Annotated in this window: 18 protein-coding genes; 8 read left to right on the top strand and 10 right to left on the bottom strand. The window is 67.3% G+C overall.

The window, feature by feature from the left end:
• Positions 1-434: 434 nt before the first annotated feature.
• The 8 genes from ACAM55_RS11425 to mltG all read right to left on the bottom strand — a co-directional run bounded on the left by ACAM55_RS11425 (position 435) and on the right by mltG (position 6,270).
• Entirely contained in the window at positions 435-857 is a 423-nt protein-coding gene (locus ACAM55_RS11425) for a secondary thiamine-phosphate synthase enzyme YjbQ (protein WP_369656105.1), read from the bottom strand.
• A 118-nt stretch (positions 858-975) separates the two neighbouring features.
• Complete coding sequence (locus ACAM55_RS11430; RefSeq protein WP_369656106.1) at positions 976-1,461, bottom strand: DUF2726 domain-containing protein; 486 nt, start codon at positions 1,459-1,461, stop codon at positions 976-978.
• Between the two features lie 113 nt (positions 1,462-1,574).
• A complete protein-coding gene (locus tag ACAM55_RS11435; RefSeq protein ID WP_369656107.1) occupies positions 1,575-2,252 on the bottom strand; it encodes an ankyrin repeat domain-containing protein in 678 nt (225 codons plus the stop codon).
• Positions 2,249-3,058 (bottom strand): TatD family hydrolase, encoded by an 810-nt coding sequence (locus tag ACAM55_RS11440; RefSeq protein ID WP_369656108.1) that lies wholly within the window; start codon positions 3,056-3,058, stop codon positions 2,249-2,251. The genes ACAM55_RS11435 and ACAM55_RS11440 overlap by 4 nt, the downstream gene beginning before the upstream one ends.
• A 119-nt stretch (positions 3,059-3,177) precedes the next feature.
• The gene (locus tag ACAM55_RS11445) at positions 3,178-3,555 is read right to left on the bottom strand and encodes a PilZ domain-containing protein (RefSeq protein ID WP_055806688.1); all 378 of its coding nucleotides are present in this window, start codon (positions 3,553-3,555) and stop codon (positions 3,178-3,180) included.
• Positions 3,552-4,574 carry a DNA polymerase III subunit delta' gene (locus tag ACAM55_RS11450; protein WP_369656109.1) on the bottom strand — a complete coding sequence of 341 codons (1,023 nt, stop codon included), beginning with the start codon at positions 4,572-4,574 and terminating at the stop codon, positions 3,552-3,554. The genes ACAM55_RS11445 and ACAM55_RS11450 overlap by 4 nt, the downstream gene beginning before the upstream one ends.
• Positions 4,571-5,239 carry a dTMP kinase gene (gene tmk, locus ACAM55_RS11455; protein WP_369656110.1) on the bottom strand — a complete coding sequence of 223 codons (669 nt, stop codon included), beginning with the start codon at positions 5,237-5,239 and terminating at the stop codon, positions 4,571-4,573. The genes ACAM55_RS11450 and tmk overlap by 4 nt, the downstream gene beginning before the upstream one ends.
• A complete protein-coding gene (mltG, locus tag ACAM55_RS11460) occupies positions 5,236-6,270 on the bottom strand; it encodes an endolytic transglycosylase MltG (protein WP_369656111.1) in 1,035 nt (344 codons plus the stop codon). The genes tmk and mltG overlap by 4 nt, the downstream gene beginning before the upstream one ends.
• A 123-nt stretch (positions 6,271-6,393) precedes the next feature.
• Here mltG and ACAM55_RS11465 point away from each other — a divergent pair, with 123 nt between their 5' ends.
• Together ACAM55_RS11465 and ACAM55_RS11470 are read left to right on the top strand one after the other, a co-directional pair.
• Positions 6,394-7,320 (top strand): folate-binding protein YgfZ, encoded by a 927-nt coding sequence (locus ACAM55_RS11465; protein WP_369656112.1) that lies wholly within the window; start codon positions 6,394-6,396, stop codon positions 7,318-7,320.
• 147 nt (positions 7,321-7,467) lie between these two features.
• Positions 7,468-8,406: a hypothetical protein gene (locus ACAM55_RS11470; RefSeq protein ID WP_369656113.1), complete on the top strand. Its 939-nt coding sequence runs from the start codon at positions 7,468-7,470 to the stop codon at positions 8,404-8,406.
• Here ACAM55_RS11470 and ACAM55_RS11475 read toward each other — a convergent pair.
• Together ACAM55_RS11475 and ACAM55_RS11480 are read right to left on the bottom strand one after the other, a co-directional pair.
• Positions 8,400-9,281, bottom strand: a complete 882-nt coding sequence (locus tag ACAM55_RS11475; RefSeq protein ID WP_369656114.1) for a YbgC/FadM family acyl-CoA thioesterase — start codon at positions 9,279-9,281, stop codon at positions 8,400-8,402. The two genes, ACAM55_RS11470 and ACAM55_RS11475, sit on opposite strands and share 7 nt — an antisense overlap.
• Positions 9,278-10,243, bottom strand: coding sequence for an alpha/beta hydrolase (locus tag ACAM55_RS11480; RefSeq protein WP_369656115.1), 966 nt, complete (start codon positions 10,241-10,243; stop codon positions 9,278-9,280). The genes ACAM55_RS11475 and ACAM55_RS11480 overlap by 4 nt, the downstream gene beginning before the upstream one ends.
• Before the next feature lie 68 nt (positions 10,244-10,311).
• Between ACAM55_RS11480 and ACAM55_RS11485 the strand changes: the two genes are divergently transcribed.
• The 6 genes from ACAM55_RS11485 (at position 10,312) to ACAM55_RS11510 (ending at position 18,901) form a co-directional block, all read left to right on the top strand.
• Positions 10,312-11,448: an iron-containing alcohol dehydrogenase gene (locus ACAM55_RS11485; RefSeq protein ID WP_369656116.1), complete on the top strand. Its 1,137-nt coding sequence runs from the start codon at positions 10,312-10,314 to the stop codon at positions 11,446-11,448.
• A 151-nt stretch (positions 11,449-11,599) separates the two neighbouring features.
• Positions 11,600-13,939, top strand: a complete 2,340-nt coding sequence (tssI, locus tag ACAM55_RS11490) for a type VI secretion system tip protein TssI/VgrG (protein ID WP_369656117.1) — start codon at positions 11,600-11,602, stop codon at positions 13,937-13,939.
• Positions 13,940-13,953: 14 nt separating this feature from the next.
• Positions 13,954-14,391, top strand: a complete 438-nt coding sequence (locus ACAM55_RS11495; RefSeq protein WP_369656118.1) for a hypothetical protein — start codon at positions 13,954-13,956, stop codon at positions 14,389-14,391.
• Between the two features lie 12 nt (positions 14,392-14,403).
• Positions 14,404-17,064 carry a DUF2169 domain-containing protein gene (locus ACAM55_RS11500; RefSeq protein WP_369656119.1) on the top strand — a complete coding sequence of 887 codons (2,661 nt, stop codon included), beginning with the start codon at positions 14,404-14,406 and terminating at the stop codon, positions 17,062-17,064.
• Positions 17,061-18,185: a pentapeptide repeat-containing protein gene (locus ACAM55_RS11505; protein WP_369656120.1), complete on the top strand. Its 1,125-nt coding sequence runs from the start codon at positions 17,061-17,063 to the stop codon at positions 18,183-18,185. The genes ACAM55_RS11500 and ACAM55_RS11505 overlap by 4 nt, the downstream gene beginning before the upstream one ends.
• Positions 18,182-18,901 (top strand): DUF3540 domain-containing protein, encoded by a 720-nt coding sequence (locus ACAM55_RS11510; RefSeq protein ID WP_369656121.1) that lies wholly within the window; start codon positions 18,182-18,184, stop codon positions 18,899-18,901. The genes ACAM55_RS11505 and ACAM55_RS11510 overlap by 4 nt, the downstream gene beginning before the upstream one ends.
• The last annotated feature ends 4 nt before the right edge of the window (positions 18,902-18,905 follow it).

Consider the following 18,905-nt stretch of genomic DNA (forward strand, 5'->3'; position numbering starts at 1 on the left):
ATTTCGGACGGGGGTTCAGGGGAGGGGGTGCCCGCGAGGGTGCGGGCGGAGGGTGCTGGCGCTCTGCGCGCCTGGAATCCACAAGACCGCGGAAACCTCACCAAAACAGTGCTTCGTTACACCGTGAGCTTGCAGTCACGCAAAGAACGTGCCTGCTTGCATGGCGCGCTTCCGCGGCGCGCAAGACTGTCGCGGCTATTCCAGCGTGAAGCCCATCTTCAGCGTCACTTGCCCGTACGGGGCGAAGAGCCGGTCGGCTCGAGCGACTTGCAAACATGGATTCGACATGCCTTGTGCTCCTTGAAATGGTGCGTCGCAGCGGCTCTTTTGTGCCCCGAACGTGCACGACGGCTCAGGTTCCCAGCCAGCGCCCCCTCCAGCCAGGATCCCGAATTGATGGCGATGCGCGCTTTGCGGCCGGGGCAGGGGAGCCGCTACGACCCCATCAGATGCAATACCACTTGCCTTCGATGCGGCCGCTTCCGGTGTTCCCAAAGATAGATGCCCTGCCAGGTGCCCAGCGCCATGCGGCCGTTGGCCACCGGAATCGAAAGCTGGACGGCCGTGAGCGCCGAACGCACGTGGGCCGGCATGTCGTCCGGCCCTTCGTCGCGATGCCTGAACAACGGATCGCCGTCGGGCACCAGCCGTGCAAGAAAGCGGTCGAGGTCCGCCTGCACATCCGGATCGGCGTTTTCCTGCACCAGCAGGCTGGCCGAGGTATGGCGAATGAAGAGCGTCAGCAACCCGGTTTGGTAGCCGGTGCGTTCCACCCATTGCGCCACGGCCGTGGTGATTTCCAGGAGACCGCGGCCAGCGGTATCGAAGTCGAGAGTGGTGGTGGCTTGGCTGAGCATCACGCGAGGTCCTTCAAGACGAACTTGCACACACATGCATGTCATTTAACATAATGCACATTGTGTTATTTGTGGGGCGTCTGGCTCTGCCGGCAATCGAGCGGCCCAAGGAAAGCCCTCAGGACCCCATGGGGCTCACGGATGCCATCGTCGGATCGAAGTCCGCCTCGACACGCCCCACGTCGGGAACCCTGGGATAACGCAGCACGCGGTAGCCGGCCTCCACCAGCAGCGCCTCCCGGTCCAGGTCGCGTTGCGACTTGCCCCTGTTGACCTTGTCGCCGCCGAATGCGACCACGGCGACGACCTTGAACGAGCGGTCGCACACGACGAAGTCGGCGATCTTGCGGCTGAACGAGCTTCGCGCCGCGCGCGTGCGGGCCGTGAGCAAGGCACCGAAGCTGACCTGCGGCAGCACCACGAGATCCGGCAGCGTTTGCACGAGCCGGTTGTACATGGCCTGCTCGCGTGCAGTGAGCGGCGGCCGGGCCTTGGGCTTGTCGACGAAGCCGCTGCTGTTTTGCGCTGACTTCTTCTTGGCGACCATCACGAACGCAAGCAATCCCACGGCCAACAAAAAGACCATGAATAGGAACGTATTCATCTCTGCTTCTCCTTCTACGGAGAGTCTCGCACGACTGTGCAGGCGCCCTTTTGAGTGCTTTTCCGGGCCTGCGCAAACCCGGCGAATTCAGGCTTTGACGAGCACCGCCGGCTTCACCATTTGCCGTCCTTGGGCACGGGCTTGGGGCCGGCCTTTGTCTCGGCGGCCGCGGCAATCAGCTGCGCGGCTTCGGGGCGGTTTGCCTTGGTGGCAAAGTCCGCCGCGGTCATGCCGAGCTGGTTCTTCATGGCGGTGTCGGCACCTTCGGCCAGCAGCAGCTTCACCGCTTCGGTCGATCCGTACATCGCGGCCATCATGAGCGGCGTGGTGCCGTTGGGCGATTGCGCGTCGATGAATGCGTAGTTGTCGAGCAGCACCTTCATGATGGTCAGCTGGCCGCTGCTGGCCGCATAGTGCAGCGGCGTCCAGCCGGTCTTGTTGACGGCGGCGTCTCGCTTCAGCAGCTGGGTGACGAGGTCTTGCTGGCCCTTGATGGCCGCCAGCATCAACGGCGTCTCGTCCTTGGCGTTGGCCAGATCGACGTCGGTCTGCGGCGACTCGAGCAGCACCTGCGCCACCTTGGGCGACGGTTCGCGCAAGGCGATGATGAGGCCGGTCTGGCCATGCTCGTCGCGCGTGTTGGGGTCGAAGCCGCGGTTAAGCAGCGTACGCACGCCGCTGGCGTTGTCTCCGCGCACGGCCCGGAAAAAGTCTTCGAACGAACCCGCGTGTGCGGTAAAAGTTGCTGCTGCAACAGCAAGATAAATGAACTTCTTGATGTATTTCTTCATGTTGCTTTTACTCCCTTGAACAGCGTTTCGAAGTTGTCGCTGGTGGCCTTCGCCACGGCTTCGAGCGGCAGCTTGCGCAGTTCGGCAATCTGCTTCGCCACAAAAGGCACGTAGGACGGATTGTTGGTCTTGCCGCGGTACGGCACCGGGGCCAGATAGGGGCTGTCGGTCTCGATCAGTATCCGGTCGAGCGGCACGAAGGCCGCCACGTCGCGCAGGTCCTGCGCCTTCTTGAAGGTCAGGATGCCCGAAAACGAAATGTAGAAGCCCAGGTCGAGCGCCGCGCGGGCGACTTCGGCGGTTTCGGTGAAGCAATGGAACACGCCGCCCGCGGCATTGCCTGAGCCGTCTTCGCCCTCCTCCTTGAGGATGGCCAGCGTGTCGGCCGAAGCTTCGCGGGTGTGAATGACGAGCGGCAGGCGGGTCTGCTGCGCCGCGCGGATGTGCACGCGAAAGCGGTCGCGCTGCCATTCCATGTCGGAAATGCTGCGGCCACCCTTGCGCTCTTCCATCTGGTAGTAGTCGAGGCCGGTTTCGCCAATGGCCACCACGCGGGGCATGGCCGCGCGGCGCACCAGGTCGTCCACTGTGGGCTCGGCGATGTCCTCGTTGTCGGGATGCACGCCCACGCTGGCCCAAAAGTTGTCGTAGCGGGCCGCCAGCGCCTGCACCTCGTCGAACTCTTCGAGTTTGGTGCAGATGCACAGGGCACGATCGACCTGTGCCTCGGCCATGGCGGCGCGGATTTGCGGCATCTGGTCCGCGAACTCGGGGAATGTGAGGTGGCAGTGGGAATCGGTGAACATGGCGCTGATTGTCTGGCTTATGCCAGGGACACCGAGGAACCAGCTTTGCCGGGCCCCTCGTGTCGCCCCCGGTTGGGGGTTGGCGCAGCGGCACGAAGTGCGCGCAGCCTGGGGCGAGCCTAGATCGTTTGGGTGGGACGGTCAGAAGCCATCGAGCCGCCGAGGGCCGCTTCGATGCGGGCCTTGAGCTGGCGCGATTTTTCGTCCGACGGGAACCGGATGCCTACGCCCGGCGCCCGATTGCCGGCGGCGCGTTGCGGCGTGATCCACGCAACCTTGCCGGCCACCGGGTAGCGCTGCGGGTCTTCGGGCAGCGTCAGCAGCACGTAGACGTCGTCGCCCAGGCGGTATTCGCGCGAGGTCGGAATGAAGATGCCGCCCTCCGCAAAAAGCGGAATGTAGGCGGCATAGAGCGCGCCCTTTTCCTTGATGGCAAGCTGGATCACGCTCGGCCGTTGAGGCGTTGCGGCGGCGGCGGGGGCGGCTGGTTGGTTCATGGGCGGCGAGGAGCAGAGTTTAGGGTGGTTCGCGCTTCGCTCACAAGCGCTTCCAGCATGAGGCCCGCATTGAAGGGGTGTTCGGCGGTTCTGGCCGCGTTGGCGAGCGACTTCGACCAGCGCGCCAACGCCAGGTGCGAAGGCACGGCGGCCGGCAGGTCGGCGGGCTCGAAAAAGCGCGGCTCGGCGCCGCTGCCGACGGCCATCAGGTCGTGGCAGAGCTTCTGCAGCGCGCTGATGGCTTGCGAGGGCGCCTGGTCCGCCAGCGCCGCGACGTCGCCGCGCGAAATGGCCTTGGGCAGCAGCGACCAGGCCTTGGGCGACTGGCCGGAGCGTGCAAGCCGTAGCGCGTCGCTCGGCCGGCCACCGGCGGTACGCAGCAAGGCCGCCGCGTCCGCAGCCGGTACGTCGTGCGCCACCAGCCAGGCTTCGGCTTCGGCCGTGGCGGGCCATGGCAGCGTGAAGCCCAGGCAGCGGCTGCGGATGGTGGGCAGCAGTTGCCATGCGGCCTCGCTGGCCAGCACAAAGCGCACATCGCCGACCGGCTCCTCGAGCGTCTTGAGCAACGCATTGGCGGTGATGGTGTTCATGCGCTCGGCGGGATACACCAGCACCACCTTGCCGCGGCCGCGCGCGCTGGTGCGCTGGGCAAAGCCGACCGCATCGCGCATGGCCTCGACGCGGATCTCGCGGCTCGGCTTGCGCTTCTTGTCGTCGATGTCGGCCTGCGCCTTTTCATCGAGCGGCCAGCCGAGTTCCTGCATGGCCACCTCGGGCATCAGCACGCAAAGGTCGGCGTGGGTTCGGACTTCGATCGAATGGCAGCTCGGGCAATGGCCGCAGGCGGCACCGCCCTCTTGCGCCTTCGGCTGCTCGCACAGCCAGGCGGCGGCAAGCGCCAGCGCGAGTTCGTATTGGCCCAGGCCCGAAGGGCCCTGCAGCAGCCAGGCATGGCCGCGCTGGCGCAGCAGTTCCGCGAGCGGCCGATGCAGCCAGGGCGAAAGCGCCGGCGTGCTCATGGTGCCGCTCCGCTTGCGGGTGCCAAGGCGCCGCGCGCGACAAGCGCCGTCTCGACCTGCTGCCAGACCTGGTCTCGTGTCTGGCTGGCGTCGATGCGCACGAAGCGCTCCGCATCGGCGGCTGCGCGGGCCGCGTAGCCCGCCGCAACGCGCCGGAAGAATTCGACCGGCTGCGACTCGAACTTGTCGGGCAAACGGGCGCCGGCCAGCCGCTGGGCGGCGACCTCGGGCGCCAGGTCGAACCACAGCGTGACGTGGGGCTGCAGCAGCCGAAATGCATCGGCGGGAGCTGCCCTGCCCTGCACCCATTGCTCCAGCGTCGAGAGCACCTCTGCGTCGAAATCGCGGCCTGCGCCCTGGTAGGCAAAGGTGGCGTCGGTGAAGCGGTCGCACAGCACCACGTCGCCGCGAGCCAGTGCCGGCTCGATCACCCGCGTGACGTGGTCGCGACGCGCCGCGAACACCAGGAGCGACTCGGTCAGCGGGTCCATCGGCTGCTCGAGGATGAGGCCGCGCAAGGTTTCGGCCAGCGGCGTGCCGCCGGGCTCCCGCGTGCGCACCACCGTGCGACCCTGCCCCCTGAAAAGCGCCTCCATTGCGTCCAGATGGCTCGACTTGCCCGCACCGTCGATGCCCTCGAGCGTCAGAAACAGGCCATCATTCATTGCGCAACCTTCGGTTTGGGTTCGCCACTGTTGCTGCTGCCACCGCGCTGGTAGCGGTTGACCGCGCGGTTGTGGTCGTCGAGCGAACTGCTGAACTGGCTGGTGCCGTCGCCGCGCGAAACGAAGTACAGCGACTTGCTTTGCGCCGGCTGCACCGCCGCCAGCAGCGCCGCCTTGCCCGGCATGGCTATGGGCGTGGGCGGCAGGCCGCCGCGCGTGTAGGTGTTCCAGGGCGTGTCGGCCAGCAGGTCCTTCTTGCGCAGGTTGCCGTCGAAGGCGGTGCCCAGGCCGTAGATCACGGTCGGGTCGGTCTGCAGCGGCATGCCGGTGCGCAGCCGGTTGACGAACACGGCGGCAATCTCGGCGCGGTCCTTGGCTTTTCCTGTCTCCTTTTCGACAATGCTGGCCAGAATAAGCGCTTCGTCTGCCGATTTGATCGGCAGATCGGCTGCCCGGGCCGCCCACGCGGCTTCCAGCTTCTTGTCCATGGCCCGCATGGCACGCTGCAGCAGCGCGATGTCGGTGGAGCCCTTCGAATAGGTGTACGTGTCCGGGAAAAAGCGGCCCTCGGGGTGCACGCCGGGCCGGCCCAGCCTGGCCATCAGCGCGTCGTCGGGCATGCCGACAGTCTCGGGCTTGAGTTGCTCGGCCTTGGCCAGGGCCGCACGCACCTGCCGGAAGTTCCAGCCCTCGACCAGCACCAGGCTGCGGGTGGCTTCTTCGCCGCGCACCAGCACGTTCAGCAGCATCTTGGGCGTGATGCCGCGCTCCAGCTCGTAGCTGCCGGCGCGAATCTGGCGGTCTTGCCCCGAAATGCGGAACCAGAAGTAAAGCAGTTGCGGCTGCACGTCGGCGCCGGCGTCGGCCACCGCCTGCGCAACGCCGCGCGGCGTCGTGCCGGGCTCCACGGAAAGATCGAGGCTGGGTGCGGGCAGCTTGAGTGGCTGGTGCACCCACCAGAGTCCGGCGGCGCCGAGGCCGAGCGCAGCCAGGGCGGCCAGCAGAAAAAGCGTGAGGAAGAAGCGGCGCACGGGTCCGATGAATGAGCGGAGAAAAGAAAAACGAATCAGGGCGAAAAGTCGGTGGCCTTGCGGGAAGCGGGGCGGGATTCCCTGCGGACCGGACGGAACGGCTCCGACCATGATAATTCAGCGATGACTACTGTCGTTCTCAATGGTGTTACCGCTCTTTCCCACCTTGGCGTGATCCGTGCCGAGGGACCGGATGCCGCGAGCTTCCTGCACGGGCAGCTCACCCAGGATTTCGCGCTGCTCGGCGCCGCCGAGGCCCGCCTGGCCGCGCTTTGCACTGCCAAGGGCCGCGTGATCGCGAGCTTTGTCGGCATCCGGCCGCATTCTGAGCTGGTGCTGCTGGTCTGCAGCCGCGACATCCTGGCCGCCACGCTCAAGCGCCTGTCGATGTACGTGCTGCGCGCCAAGGCCAAACTCACCGACGCCACGGAACAGTTCGCGCTGTATGGCCTTGCCGGCACCGCGCTGGCCGCCAACGGCCTCGATGCCGCGGCCCTGCCCGGCCAGCGCACGGCCATCGGCGAAGACATCAGCGCGGTGTCGCTCTATCCGGCCGACGGCGTGCCGCGCGCCATGTGGATCGCGCCTGCCGGCGGCCCGGCGCCCGCCGGCTCGCCGCTGGACGCCGAACTCTGGCAGTGGAGCGAAGTTCGCAGCGGCATCGTGACCTTGACCACGCCAGTGGTCGAAGCCTTCGTGCCGCAGATGATCAACTATGAATCCGTGGGCGGCGTGAACTTCAAGAAGGGCTGCTACCCCGGCCAGGAGATCGTCGCACGCAGCCAGTTTCGCGGCACGTTGAAGCGCCGTACCTACCTCGTGCAGGCCGATGCGCCGGTGAGCGCGGGGCAGGAAGTGTTCGCCGCCGCCGACGCCGAGCAGCCCGTGGGCACAGTGGCGCAGGCCGCGCCGGCACCCGGCGGCGGCTGGGCCGCGCTGATCTCGATCCAGATTTCGGCCCTCGAGACCGGCGGTCTGCGTGCCGGCGGCGCCGACGGGCCGGCGCTCACGGTCGAGCCGCTGCCCTACCCCTTGCTCGAAGACATCTAGCCGTTTCGAATCCCCCGGCGTCCGAGACATGGACGCTTGGCGCTGCCCAGAAAGAGGCAGCGCCATTTTTTTTGCGCGCGTTTAACCCTGCCGCCGGTGCTGCTGCGTAGAAGCCGTACCGATCCACTCCTGGCAAGGAAGACCATCATGAAGCGCAGCATCCTCTTCTCGACCGCCCTCGCATTGGCCGCCCTCTCGGCCTGCGCCGAAAGCCCGGTGCGGCCGCCCTCGCCGCCTTCTGCATACGACCGCATCGGCTCGCTGATGCAGATCAGCGTGGTCGACCGCACCAGCGGCCGCGAACTGCCCATCTACCGCCACCGCGGCGAATACTGGGTCGCCGGACGGCCCGGCGCGCGCTATGCGATCCGCGCACGCAATGCGATGGGCGAGCGCATCATGGCCGTGATGTCGGTGGACGGCGTCAACGTCGTCACCGGGGAAACCGCGGGCGTGCTGCAGAACGGCTATGTGTTTTCCGGCGGCGAGCGCAGCGACATCACGGGTTGGCGCAAGAGCGACTCGCAGATCGCGGCCTTCGAATTCACGTCGATCGCCAATTCGTATGCGAGCCGCACCGGCCGGCCGGACGACGTGGGCGTGATCGGCGTCGCGATGTTCCGTGAGCGCGTGCAGCCTCCGCCGCCGCCCATCGCGTTGCCGCGCCGTGACGGCAGCAGCAGCTCCAGCCGCGAGATGGAGCGCCGCAGCGAGGCGCCCTCGGCCGTGGCGGAGGCTGCGCCGGCCGCACCTGCGGCACAGGCCCGCTCCGCCGACAGTGCCTTGGGCACTGAATCCGCTGCATCGGCAAAGGGCGGCCTGGCCCGGCAGTCGCCCCCCGCCCCGAGCCTGGGCACCGCCCATGGCCGGCGCGAGACCTCGCATGTCGGCCATACCACCTTCGAGCGCGCGCAGTCCACGCCCGACGAAGTGGTCCGCATCCGCTACGACAGCCGCGACAACCTCATTGCCGCGGGCGTGATTCCGGTGCCACCGCCCCCGCCGCGCTGGCCGCGCCCCGAAGGTCCGTCGGCCTTCCCGGGTTCGGAGACGGGCTACGTGCCCGACCCGCCGGCACGCTACTGATCCAGCGAGCGCCGCATCTCGATGTGCGGGATGCCGGCTTCCTCGAAAGGCTCGCCGTGCACCGTGTAGCCCAGCCGCGCATAGAAGCGCTCCGCGCTGCGCTGCGCGTGCAGGCCGATCTCGCGGTCGCCGCGCGCCTTGGCGGCGGCCTCAAGCGCGCGCATCACCGCGGCGCCGTGCCCGCCGCTGCGCAGCACGCGGTGCACGGCCATGCGGCCGAGCATGGCCGTGCCGTCCACGGCGTCCAGCAGCCGGCCGGTCGCAATGACCTGGCCGAGCCGGTTGCGGGCCACCGCATGCAGCACCACCGCATCGTGCTCGTCCCATTCCAGTTCCTTGGGAATGTTCTGCTCCTCGATGAAAACGGCTCGGCGCAATGCGCCCGCTCCTTCACCCAGGGTTTGCCAGTCGCCTGTTTCCACCGTGCGCATCGGCTCTCCGGCTTCGAAGCCCGTGAGAATTTCGCGCAAGGCAGGCGGCACCGGCCTGGAGGTCTGCGTAGCGGGGTCGGCAAACACATAGACGAGTTCGCAGCCCACCAGGTACTGGTCCTGCCGGAACAGCGCGCCGTCGAAGACGATGGACGAGTTGCCGATGCGCGCGCACTTCATGGCCACGTCGATCACGTCGTCCACGCGCGCGGAAGCACGAAAGTCCACGGTCGCCTTGCGCACGTAGAGATCGCCGCCCAGGGAATGCATGGCCTCCTCGTAGGGCAGCGCGAGCGCGCGCCAGTAGTCGGAAATGGCCGTGTCGAAGTACATCAGGTAGTGCGCGTTGAACACGATCTTCTGCATGTCGACTTCGGCCCAGCGCACGCGCAGGCGGTGAAAGAAGCGGAAGTCTTTTCTCTGGGGGACGGTTTCTTCGGTCATGGTTTCAGAGCCTCTGTGAGTGCGCGCGCCGCATCGTCCTGCGCCTGCAGCGCCTCGGGGATGGCGCGGCCCATTTTCAAGAATTCGTGGATCACGCCGCGGTAGATCTCGATATCGACCGCCACGCCCGCGGCGCGCAGCTTGTCGGCGTAGGCAATGCCTTCGTCCACCACGGGGTCGCATTCGGCCAGGCCGATCCAGGCCGGCGCCACATCGTCGACATCGGCGGCCAGCAGCGGCGCAAAGCGCCAGTCGTCGCGGTCGGCCGGCGTACGCACGTACTGGCCGAAGAAATAGTCGATCAGCGCCTTGGTGAGCAAGGGGCCATCGGCATAGCGCAGGTGCGAGGCGGTGTCCTGGTGCGCCGTGGTGCCGGGATAGATCAGCATCTGCAGCGCGAGCGGCAGGCCCGCATCGCGCGCAAGAATGGCGCACACCGCGGCCAGCGTGCCGCCGGCGCTGTCGCCGCCCACGGCGAGCCGGCTCGCGTCGACGCCCAGGCGCGCGCCTTCGTTCGCAATGAAGGCGAACGCATCCCAGGCGTCGTTCGAAGCCGTCGGAAACTTGTGCGCGGGCGCCAGCCGGTAGTCGACCGACACCACCGCGCAGCCGCTCTTCATGCTCAGCACGCGGCACAGCGTGTCGTGGGTGCGGATGTTGCCCACCGTGAAGCCGCCACCGTGGAAGTACACCAATACGGGCAGCTTCTCGAGCGATGGTGCATAGAGCCGCATCGGAAGCTCGAAGCCGTCGCGCACGCGAACGCCGATGTCTTCGATGCGTGCGAGATCGGGCTTGGGCACCTCGAGCACGCCGGCGCCTTTTTCGTACGAGGCCTTGGCCTCCTCGGGGGTGAGCTGGTCCAGGCTCGGATGGCCCGCGCGGGCCATTCTTTCGACCACGCTGGCCATCCTGGCGGTCAGCAATGTGCCCGGCGCGACAGCGCCAAGGGTTTTGTTCATGTGCAAGACTGTTTGCTCTTGTTAGATTCGAAGGGTCGGCAATCGTACTTCCCCACGCATTCACGCCCATGGCCCTCATCCAATACCTCACCCAGATCCAGTTCGAATTCGGCGCCATCAAGCTGCTGTCCAGCGAGTGCGCGCGCATCGGCATCAACCGCCCGCTGATCGTCACGGATGCGGGCGTGCGCGCGGCCGGGGTGCTGCAGAAAGCGCTCGATGCCATTGCCGATCTGGAAGTGGCGGTGTTCGACCAGACGCCCTCCAACCCCACCGAGGCCGCCGTGCGCGCGGCCGTCGAGTTGTACCGCAGCGCACGCTGCGACGGGCTCATTGCCGTGGGCGGCGGCTCCGCCATCGACTGCGCCAAGGGCGTGGCGATTGCCGCCACGCACGAAGGCCCGCTCAAGACCTACGCCACCATCGAAGGCGGCTCGCCCAAGATCACCGAGCGCGTGGTGCCGCTGATTGCGGTGCCCACCACCAGCGGCACCGGCAGCGAGGTGGCGCGAGGCGCCATCGTCATCGTCGACGACCACCGCAAGCTCGGCTTCCACAGCTGGTTCCTGATGCCCAAGGCCGCCATCTGCGACCCCGAGCTCACGCTCGGCCTGCCCCCAAAGCTCACGGCCGCCACCGGCATGGACGCGATTGCGCATTGCATGGAAACCTTCATGTCGGCCGCCTTCAACCCTCCGGCCGACGGCATCGGGCTCGACGGCCTGGAGCGCGCCTGGCTGCACATCGAACGCGCCACCAAGGACGGCAGCGACCGCGAGGCGCGCCTGAACCTCATGAGCGCCTCGATGCAGGGCGCCATGGCCTTCCAGAAGGGCCTGGGCTGCGTGCATTCGCTGAGCCACAGCCTGGGCGGCGTCGATCCGCGCCTGCACCACGGCACGCTCAACGCCCTCTTCCTGCCCGCGGTGATCCACTTCAATGCCGGTGCCGAGTCGGTGCAGAAAGAGCAGCGGCTGCAGCGCATGGCGCAGGCCATGCACCTCGATTCGGTGGGCGATCTCGGCGATGCGATCCGTGACATGAACGCGCGCCTTGGCCTGCCCAAGGGCCTGGCCGAAGTGGGCGTGACGCCCGACATGTTCGAGCAAATCATCGACGGTGCCATGGCTGACCACTGCCACAAGACCAATCCGCGACTGGCTTCGCGGAGCGATTACCAGGCCATGCTCGAAGCCTCGATGTAGCAGCTCGATGAAAGGCCTGTAAGGGCTTTGTTTGCGCTGCGTTTACAGAGAGCGCAGCCTCCTCGCGTCATGTATATGACATAAGGAATTCCTAGACTGGCACCGAAGGCTTGCATCCGCAGAAGCCCCCGGAAGAGTCAGGGAAATTGGAATGACGCGTACCGTCCAGGTTCACACCGTACTCAGCGCCGAGCAACTCAAGTTTCGCGCCATGCGGGGACATGAAGGACTGTCGCAGTTGTTCGAGTTCGAGGTCGACATGGTCAGCACCAGCTTCAACCTCGACCTGAAGCAGCTGCTGGGCACATCGCTCACGCTCGAACTCACGGACGGCGGTGCACCGCGCTACCTGAACGGCACCGTGGTGCGCTTCGAACTCGTGGGCCGTGCCAACGAAACCGGCCGCCACTACGTGTACCGTGCCCTGGTGCAGCCCTGGCTCTGGTTTCTCACGCGCACCACCGACTGCCGCATCTTCCAGAACAAGAGCGTGCCCGAGGTGCTCGACGAAGTGCTGGGCAAGTACGGCTTCGAATTCGAGAAGCGCCTCACGGGCAGTTATCGCCCCTGGGAATACTGCGTGCAATACCAGGAGAGCGATTTCGCTTTCGTGAGCCGCCTCATGGAGCACGAAGGCATCGCCTACCACTTCGAGCACACGAAGAGTTCGCACCTGCTGGTGCTGGCCGACGACGCCGGCGGCTACGGCAAGCTGCCGGGCTTCGCCACCATTGCGTACCGCCCGCGCGACCGCGTGCTCCATGCCATGGAGCCCTGCATCGACCAATGGCGCGTGGCCGAGCAGATCACCTCTGGCCGCGTGATGCTGGACGACTTCGACTTCAAGAAGTCGCGCGCCTCACTGCAAAGCGTGCGGCAGGACCCCAAGGGCCACGATCATTCGAGCTACGAAGTCTACGAATGGCTGGGCGGCTACAGCGAGCACCAGCAAGGCGACACCTACGCGAAGATCCGGCTGCAGGAGCTGCAGTGCGCGCACGAGCTTGCCGCCGGCCATACCAACGTGGTGGGCATGGCGCCGGGCTACCTGTTCGAGATGACGCATTGCCCGCGCGAGTCGGACAACCGCGAGTACCTGGTCACCGAAACCCGCTACGACCTGCAGGAGCCCGAATACTCCACCGGCAGCACGGAGTCGGTCTGCCAGTTCGACTTCACGGTGCTGCCATCGAACGTGCCCTACCGGCCCGCCCGCAAGACGCCCAAGCCGCGCACCAACGGCCCGCAGACCGCCACCGTCGTCGGCCCGGAGGAGATCTGGACCGACCGCTTCGGCCGCGTGAAGCTGCAGTTCCGCTGGGACCGCTATGGGCAGTCGGATGAAAACAGCTCGTGCTGGGTGCGCGTGTCCAGCAACTGGGCCGGCGCCAACTACGGCACCATGCACATGCCGCGCGTGGGCCAGGAAGTGATCGTCGATTTCATCGGCGGCGAGCCCGACCGCCCCATCATCACCGGCCGTGTCTACAACAACGACCAGATGCCGCCGTGGGAGCTGCCCGCCAATGCCACGGCCAGCGGCATCCTCACGCGCTCGAGCACGGGCGGCGCGGCCAACCAGGCCAACATGCTGCGTTTCGAGGACCGCACGGGCGCCGAGCAGATCCTGCTGCATGCCGAGCGCAACCTCGACGTCGAAGTGGAAGCCGACGAGACGCACACCACCGATGGCACCCGCACCACGGTCATCGGCGGGCATGAATCGTCGACCTACAAGAGTGGCGAAACGCGCGACATCACCGCGGGCGCGCAAGAAACCATCACGGGCGGCGACACGCGCGATGTCACCGGCGGCTTCAGCGAAACCGTGAAGGGCGGCGTCACGCAGACCATTTCGGGCGGAAAGAAGCGCACGCTCAGCGGCGGGCTGGACGACACCATCACGGGCGGCGTGAAACTGGCGATCACCGGCGGCTTCCACGGCACCATCGACGGGCAGGAGATCCGCTTCGTGAGCGGCGGGCGAAACGACACCATCAACACCTCGAACACCGTGCTGGTCGACGGACCGTCGAACACCACCGTGACGGGCCCGACGGTTCACACCTCGCCGGACGTGACCTTCAACACGACGAACCACATCCACAACACCACGCAGCACGTCATCAATACCAACGTCTACAACACGACGTCGAACACCTACAACAACATCACGAACGATTACACGAACAACTCGAAGACCTACACCAACAACTACGCCAAGAGCAGCGACTGGCGCCTGCACCGCGCCGGCGGCGTGGGATTCCGCTTCTCCGCGGTCGGTATGGCGATGGACCTCTGGGGGCTGCGCCAGCAGAACTACATCCTCAACTCGCAGTTTTCCGGCGTCCGCCTCGACGTCGCGGTGTTCCGGGCGCAGAACGAGGCGACCGAGATCAGGGGCACGGCGCTCAAGGTGGCGAACATCGGCATGAAGATCGCAAGCGGCGGCCTGGCGTTCGCCGCGAAAGCCATGACCGTCAAGGTCTGAGCCGCTGGAACTCGATGGCCATCTGGGAGCAGATTCTGTGGGGCATCTTCGCGGTGATGATGGGCGGCGCGCTGGTGGCCTGCATCTCGGTGGCGGTGGTCGCCACCCGCGAACAGCGCAAGTACACCAGGGAGCGGCGCGTCGGCAAGGCCTTGGGCAGCACCGGCGTGCCCGCGCAGGGAACCGTGGTCGAAGTGCGGCGCTCGGAACACCAGCTCACCAGTCCCGGAACCCATGGGCAACGCATGGTGGCGCTCGAACTGGATCTGCAGATGGGGCCCGCGGCCCAGCTGCCGACCGTGGTGCTCAGGACGCTGGTTGACGAACTGCTCCTGCCCCGGATCGCCGTGCCCGGTGCAACCATCCATCTCTTGCAGGACCCCGCCAATCCCGCCGTGGTGTGCGTGGACAGGCAGCGGACGCCTCTTGAAGTACCGCCCGCACAGGGTTAGGGCCTACGGACAATGAAAACCGTCAAGCCGCTGCGGCTGAGCGTCATCACGCGCCCCTTTCTGCGCGGCGGCCATCAGCGGCTGGGCGTGACCATCATGGGCATGGCGTCGATGGGCGAGGCTCCCGTGTTGCTGCCCGAGCCGGAGTTCTGGAAGCTGGCGGCCGAAGAGCTCGGGCCCATGGGCGCCATCGACCTGGGCATCCCCAAGGTGTGCGCCGAATTCCTGGCGACCGGCCATGCCTACACCCATCACCAGCAGGAGAAGACCGCCTGCGCCGTCGCGCTGCGGGTGGGCGGGCTCGAGCGACAGCTGCTTGTCTTCGGCGACCGCTTCTGGCTGGACGGCCGCGCCACGGCGCCGCGGGCCTTCGACTCGATGCGGCTGGACTGGACGCGCGCGTATGGCGGCCCCGGCTTTGCCGACAACCCCCTCGGCATCGGCCATGCCCAGGAGATCGTCAATGGACTCGGCGTGCAGCGCGTGCCCAATATCGAGCACCCGCTGCGCCGGCTCGACCGCCCCGACCGCGAGGTGGAGCCGGCCTCCTTCGGCGCGATCGACCTGAGCTGGCCACGCCGCATGCGCCTGATCGGCCGGCACTACGACTCGCACTGGCGCGAGAACCTGTTCCCCGGCTTCTCCGAGGACATGGATTGGCGCTTCTTCAATGCCGCGCCGCCGGAGCAGCGCTGGGCCGACCGCGACAGCATCCCCGGCGGTACGCCCTATGAAGTCTGGAACATGCACCCCACCCTGCCGGTGCAGCGCGGCCACCTGCCGGATTGGCGGACACGCGCCTTCATCGCCCGCAAGACGGCACCGGGCCAGCGCGAGCCGGAGCACTTCGACGAAGTGCCCATGCGCCACACCACGGCGTGGTTCTTTCCGCACCTTGCGCAGGTGGCGCTGATCTACCACGGCGAGATCGGCATTGCCGAAGACGATGCCGACGACGTCACTCACGTGATGCCCGCCATCGAGGCCGCCGGCGACCCGCCCCGGCCGCTCGCGCACTACTTCGCGATCCTGCAGCGCCGCTGCCATCCCGAGACGGGTGCGCTGTACGCGGCCCGCGACGACGAGCTGCTGCCCGCCGAGGCCATCGGCCCCTGGCTCGACACGCTGGAAGACGACGAAGAATCGGCGCTCGTGCGCAACATGCGCGAGCGCGGCCAACGGCTGCGCGAAGACATGATGCAAAAGGCGCGTGAAGCCGGCCACGACCCGCGTCTCTTGCGCGAGCGGACGCCGCCCGAACCCTTTCGCAAGGCGCCGACGCTCGCCGAATTGCCCGAGTTCATCGAGCGCACGCGGATCTTCACCCAGGACCAGCGACGCAGGCTCGAGGATGGGCGGAAAGAGCTTCAACGGCTGGGCCGGCTCAACGCGGTGGAGTCGCGCAAGGTCGGCTTCGACACCGGCGAGCTGGTGGCCGGCATCGATCGCACGACGACCAAGGGTCCACCCGCCTTTGACGCGAAGGCCGCGCTGAAAGGCATGCTCGGCATCGCCGAGGCGACGGGTACGCCCGCGCTCCCGGCCACCCAGCAGCGGGAGTTCAAGCAGGTGCTGGAAAGAGGGCAACGCGGGCTGCTCGACATGTACCGCATGGGCGCCCAGCACCAGTCCGCAGCCGATGCCATGTCCGGCGAACGCGCGGCCGAGGTGCGCCAGCGCGTGCAGGAGGCGATGGCCACCACCCGCGATCTCTCGGCCATGGATCTCACGGGCGCCGACCTGTCGGGCATGGACCTGCGCGGCGCGCGCCTGCACCGCACGCTGCTCGAAAGCGCGAACCTCGAGCACGCCCGGCTCGACGGCGCCGATGCCACCGAGGCCGTGCTGGTGCGCGCGCGGCTGTCGCGCGCTTCGCTGGCCGGCTCTGTGCTGCACCGCGCCAACCTGAGCATGGTTCAGTGCGTGCACACCGCGTTCACCGGCGCGCGCATGCACGAAACCACGCTCGAGAAAACACGCTTCGAGGCCTGCGACTTCTCGAACGCCGTGCTCGAGCATCTGAACCTTCTGGGTGCGCACTTCGAGCGCTGCACCTTCGACGAGGCCCGCTTGGCCTACGTGACCTTCATCGAACAAAGCCGGCTTCAGGATTGCAGCTTTCGCGGCGCCGCGCTCCACAAGGTGGGACTGATCTCGTGCGTCGCGGCGCGGCTGGACTTCACGCGGGCGCAGCTCGAGGCCTGCGCCTGGGCCCACACGCCGGGAGACGACGGCATCGTGTTTCGCGAAGCGACCCTGCGCACCACCTGCTTCGTCGGCACCAGCAGCCTCTGCAACATGGACTTCGAGGCTGCAACGCTGGTGCAATGCGGCCTGCGCGACATGCCGCTGGATGGCGCCCGCTTCGTGCGGGCGACGCTCGACACTTGCGACTTCTCCGCCAGCAGCTTCACCGGCGCCGACCTCGGCGCCATCGACGCGCCCGAAAGCCTGTTCATCCGGGCGGATTTCACGCAGGCTTCGCTGCGCGGCGCCAACCTCATGCATGCCAGCCTCCAGAAGGCACGACTGGTAGGCACTGACCTGCGCGAGGCCAACCTGTTCCGTGCCGACGTGTCGCAGGCCCTGATGGACAGCGTGACCGAGACGCGCGGTGCCTACATAGAGCAGGCCAAGACCCTCCCGCGCCGCGCCGCGGATCCCGCGCAATGACGCGGGACGAACTGGCAGGCAAGATCCGCGGCGGCGAGCACATCCAGGACCAGGACTTCAAGGGCATGAATTTCGACGGACTGGACCTGCGCGGCGGCACCTTCGGCACCTGCGATTTCAGCCGCGCGAGCCTCTGCGGAACGCAACTGTCCGAATCGGTGTTCGACGCCTGCCGCTTCGACGACGCAATGCTCGACGCCGCCGACCTGCAGCACTGCGCGTTCACCCGCTGCGGACTGCCGCGCGCGAGCCTGCGGTCGGCCGCGATGATGCATGCGGTCTTCACCGGGACGGACCTGCAGGGCGCCGACTTTGCCGAAGCCCGCCTGGGCCAGGCCACCTTCCACCAGAGCACGCTCGACGATGCGAGCTTCGAACGCGCAGACCTCACGAAGTCGGTGTTCGGCGAGAGCAGCCTCGCCGGCACGCGCTTCGACGGGGTCGCCCTGAACACCACCGTGTATTACCGCGCCGGGCTGCTCGGCGCGAGCTTCAGCGGCGCAAGCTTTCACAACGTCATCTTCAGCGAGGCCGCGCTCGCGGGCCAGGATTTCTCGGCGCAGTCGTTTCATCTCTGCCAGTTCATCGACGCCGACCTGGCGGCCTGCAACTTTGCCGGTGCGCGGCTGAGCCAGTGCAACTTCAAGGGCGCGAAGCTCGAGCGGGCGGTGCTGACGGGCGTGCACGCGCCCCAATGTCTTTTTCCGGAAGCCGACTTGCGCCATGCCGACGCCCGCGGCGGACATTTCGACCAGAGCCTGTGGATCGATGCATGGCTGGACGACGCCGACCTGTCCGGCGCCAGGCTGGAGCAGTGCGTGTTCCACCGCGCGCGCTGCCGGCGCACGTCGTTCGCGCGCAGCCAGCTGGTGTATGCGGATTTCTCGTACGCCGACCTCAGCGACGCCGACCTGCGCGGCGCCACTTTCCAGCGAACCCAGACGCACCGTGCGATACAGGCCGGCAGCCGCTGGAGCGACCGCATCGGCGTGCTCGACAGCGACCCCGCGCTGTTCGAGGCCGAGCGCTTTTCGGCGGCGCGCTCGAGCCGGCCGCAGCGCGCGGGCCGCGACACCTTCGGACGGCCGATGCCTCCCGATGCACCGGACACCGCCCCATGAACCATCACCACCACGCCACCCGAGAAGCCGCCCAGCCTCCATCCCAGGACGACGGCACCGACCGCAATCCCCATGCCGCCGAGATGCGAGCCCTGATGGGCAAACCGCTGCCGCCTGCCGCGGCCGCCACGCCTTCCTGGACCGGCAGCGCCTTGGGCACTGTCGTGGAGCAGCTACCGGATGGTGCCCTCCTGGTCGAACCCCAGGCCGGCGGCGATCGCTGGCACTGCCCGCGCGCCGCGAGCTGCCTGCTCGAGCCCGGCAAGGGCGACACCGTGCTCGTGGCCGGGCCGCACCGCGAGAGCCTCTACCTGATCGCCGTCGTCACGCAGGCGGACACCAGCCAGTCGCACATCGTGACCGAGGGCGACCTCACGATCCGTTCGCGCCGAGGCCGCATCGCATTGAACGCGCCCGCGCTGGCGCTGCAGGCCGAACGCGCGCAGGTCGAGATCGCGGACATGGAATACCGGGGTGCCGAGCTGCGCGTGACCACGCTCGTCGCGCGCTTCGTGGGCCGCACGCTGGAGACCGTGCTCGATCGCCTGAGCGTGCTCACGCGCTCCAGCTTCCGCCTGACCGAAGAAGTCGAGCAGGTGCGGGCGGGCCAGATCGACATGCAGGCCGCCGAGACCCTGCGCCTGCATGCGAAAAACACCTTCGTCACCAGCAAGGCGCTGGTGAAGGTGGACGCCGAGCAGATCCACATGGGCTGATCAA

The organism is Variovorax sp. V213 (assembly GCF_041154455.1).
GTDB lineage: Bacteria > Pseudomonadota > Gammaproteobacteria > Burkholderiales > Burkholderiaceae_C > Variovorax.

Bases quoted from the DNA above. Each gene is read 5' to 3' on its own strand.
- tssI (WP_369656117.1), top strand. From the start codon at position 11,600: ATGACGCGTACCGTCCAGGTTCACACCGTACTCAGCGCCGAGCAACTC.
- ACAM55_RS11475 (WP_369656114.1), bottom strand. From the start codon at position 9,281: ATGACCGAAGAAACCGTCCCCCAGAGAAAAGACTTCCGCTTCTTTCAC.
- ACAM55_RS11425 (WP_369656105.1), bottom strand. From the start codon at position 857: ATGCTCAGCCAAGCCACCACCACTCTCGACTTCGATACCGCTGGCCGC.
- ACAM55_RS11450 (WP_369656109.1), bottom strand. From the start codon at position 4,574: ATGAGCACGCCGGCGCTTTCGCCCTGGCTGCATCGGCCGCTCGCGGAA.
- ACAM55_RS11485 (WP_369656116.1), top strand. From the start codon at position 10,312: ATGGCCCTCATCCAATACCTCACCCAGATCCAGTTCGAATTCGGCGCC.
- tmk (WP_369656110.1), bottom strand. From the start codon at position 5,239: ATGAATGATGGCCTGTTTCTGACGCTCGAGGGCATCGACGGTGCGGGC.
- ACAM55_RS11445 (WP_055806688.1), bottom strand. From the start codon at position 3,555: ATGAACCAACCAGCCGCCCCCGCCGCCGCCGCAACGCCTCAACGGCCG.
- ACAM55_RS11510 (WP_369656121.1), top strand. From the start codon at position 18,182: ATGAACCATCACCACCACGCCACCCGAGAAGCCGCCCAGCCTCCATCC.
- ACAM55_RS11495 (WP_369656118.1), top strand. From the start codon at position 13,954: ATGGCCATCTGGGAGCAGATTCTGTGGGGCATCTTCGCGGTGATGATG.
- ACAM55_RS11470 (WP_369656113.1), top strand. From the start codon at position 7,468: ATGAAGCGCAGCATCCTCTTCTCGACCGCCCTCGCATTGGCCGCCCTC.
- ACAM55_RS11440 (WP_369656108.1), bottom strand. From the start codon at position 3,058: ATGTTCACCGATTCCCACTGCCACCTCACATTCCCCGAGTTCGCGGAC.
- ACAM55_RS11465 (WP_369656112.1), top strand. From the start codon at position 6,394: ATGACTACTGTCGTTCTCAATGGTGTTACCGCTCTTTCCCACCTTGGC.
- ACAM55_RS11500 (WP_369656119.1), top strand. From the start codon at position 14,404: ATGAAAACCGTCAAGCCGCTGCGGCTGAGCGTCATCACGCGCCCCTTT.
- ACAM55_RS11435 (WP_369656107.1), bottom strand. From the start codon at position 2,252: ATGAAGAAATACATCAAGAAGTTCATTTATCTTGCTGTTGCAGCAGCA.
- ACAM55_RS11480 (WP_369656115.1), bottom strand. From the start codon at position 10,243: ATGAACAAAACCCTTGGCGCTGTCGCGCCGGGCACATTGCTGACCGCC.
- ACAM55_RS11505 (WP_369656120.1), top strand. From the start codon at position 17,061: ATGACGCGGGACGAACTGGCAGGCAAGATCCGCGGCGGCGAGCACATC.
- ACAM55_RS11430 (WP_369656106.1), bottom strand. From the start codon at position 1,461: ATGAATACGTTCCTATTCATGGTCTTTTTGTTGGCCGTGGGATTGCTT.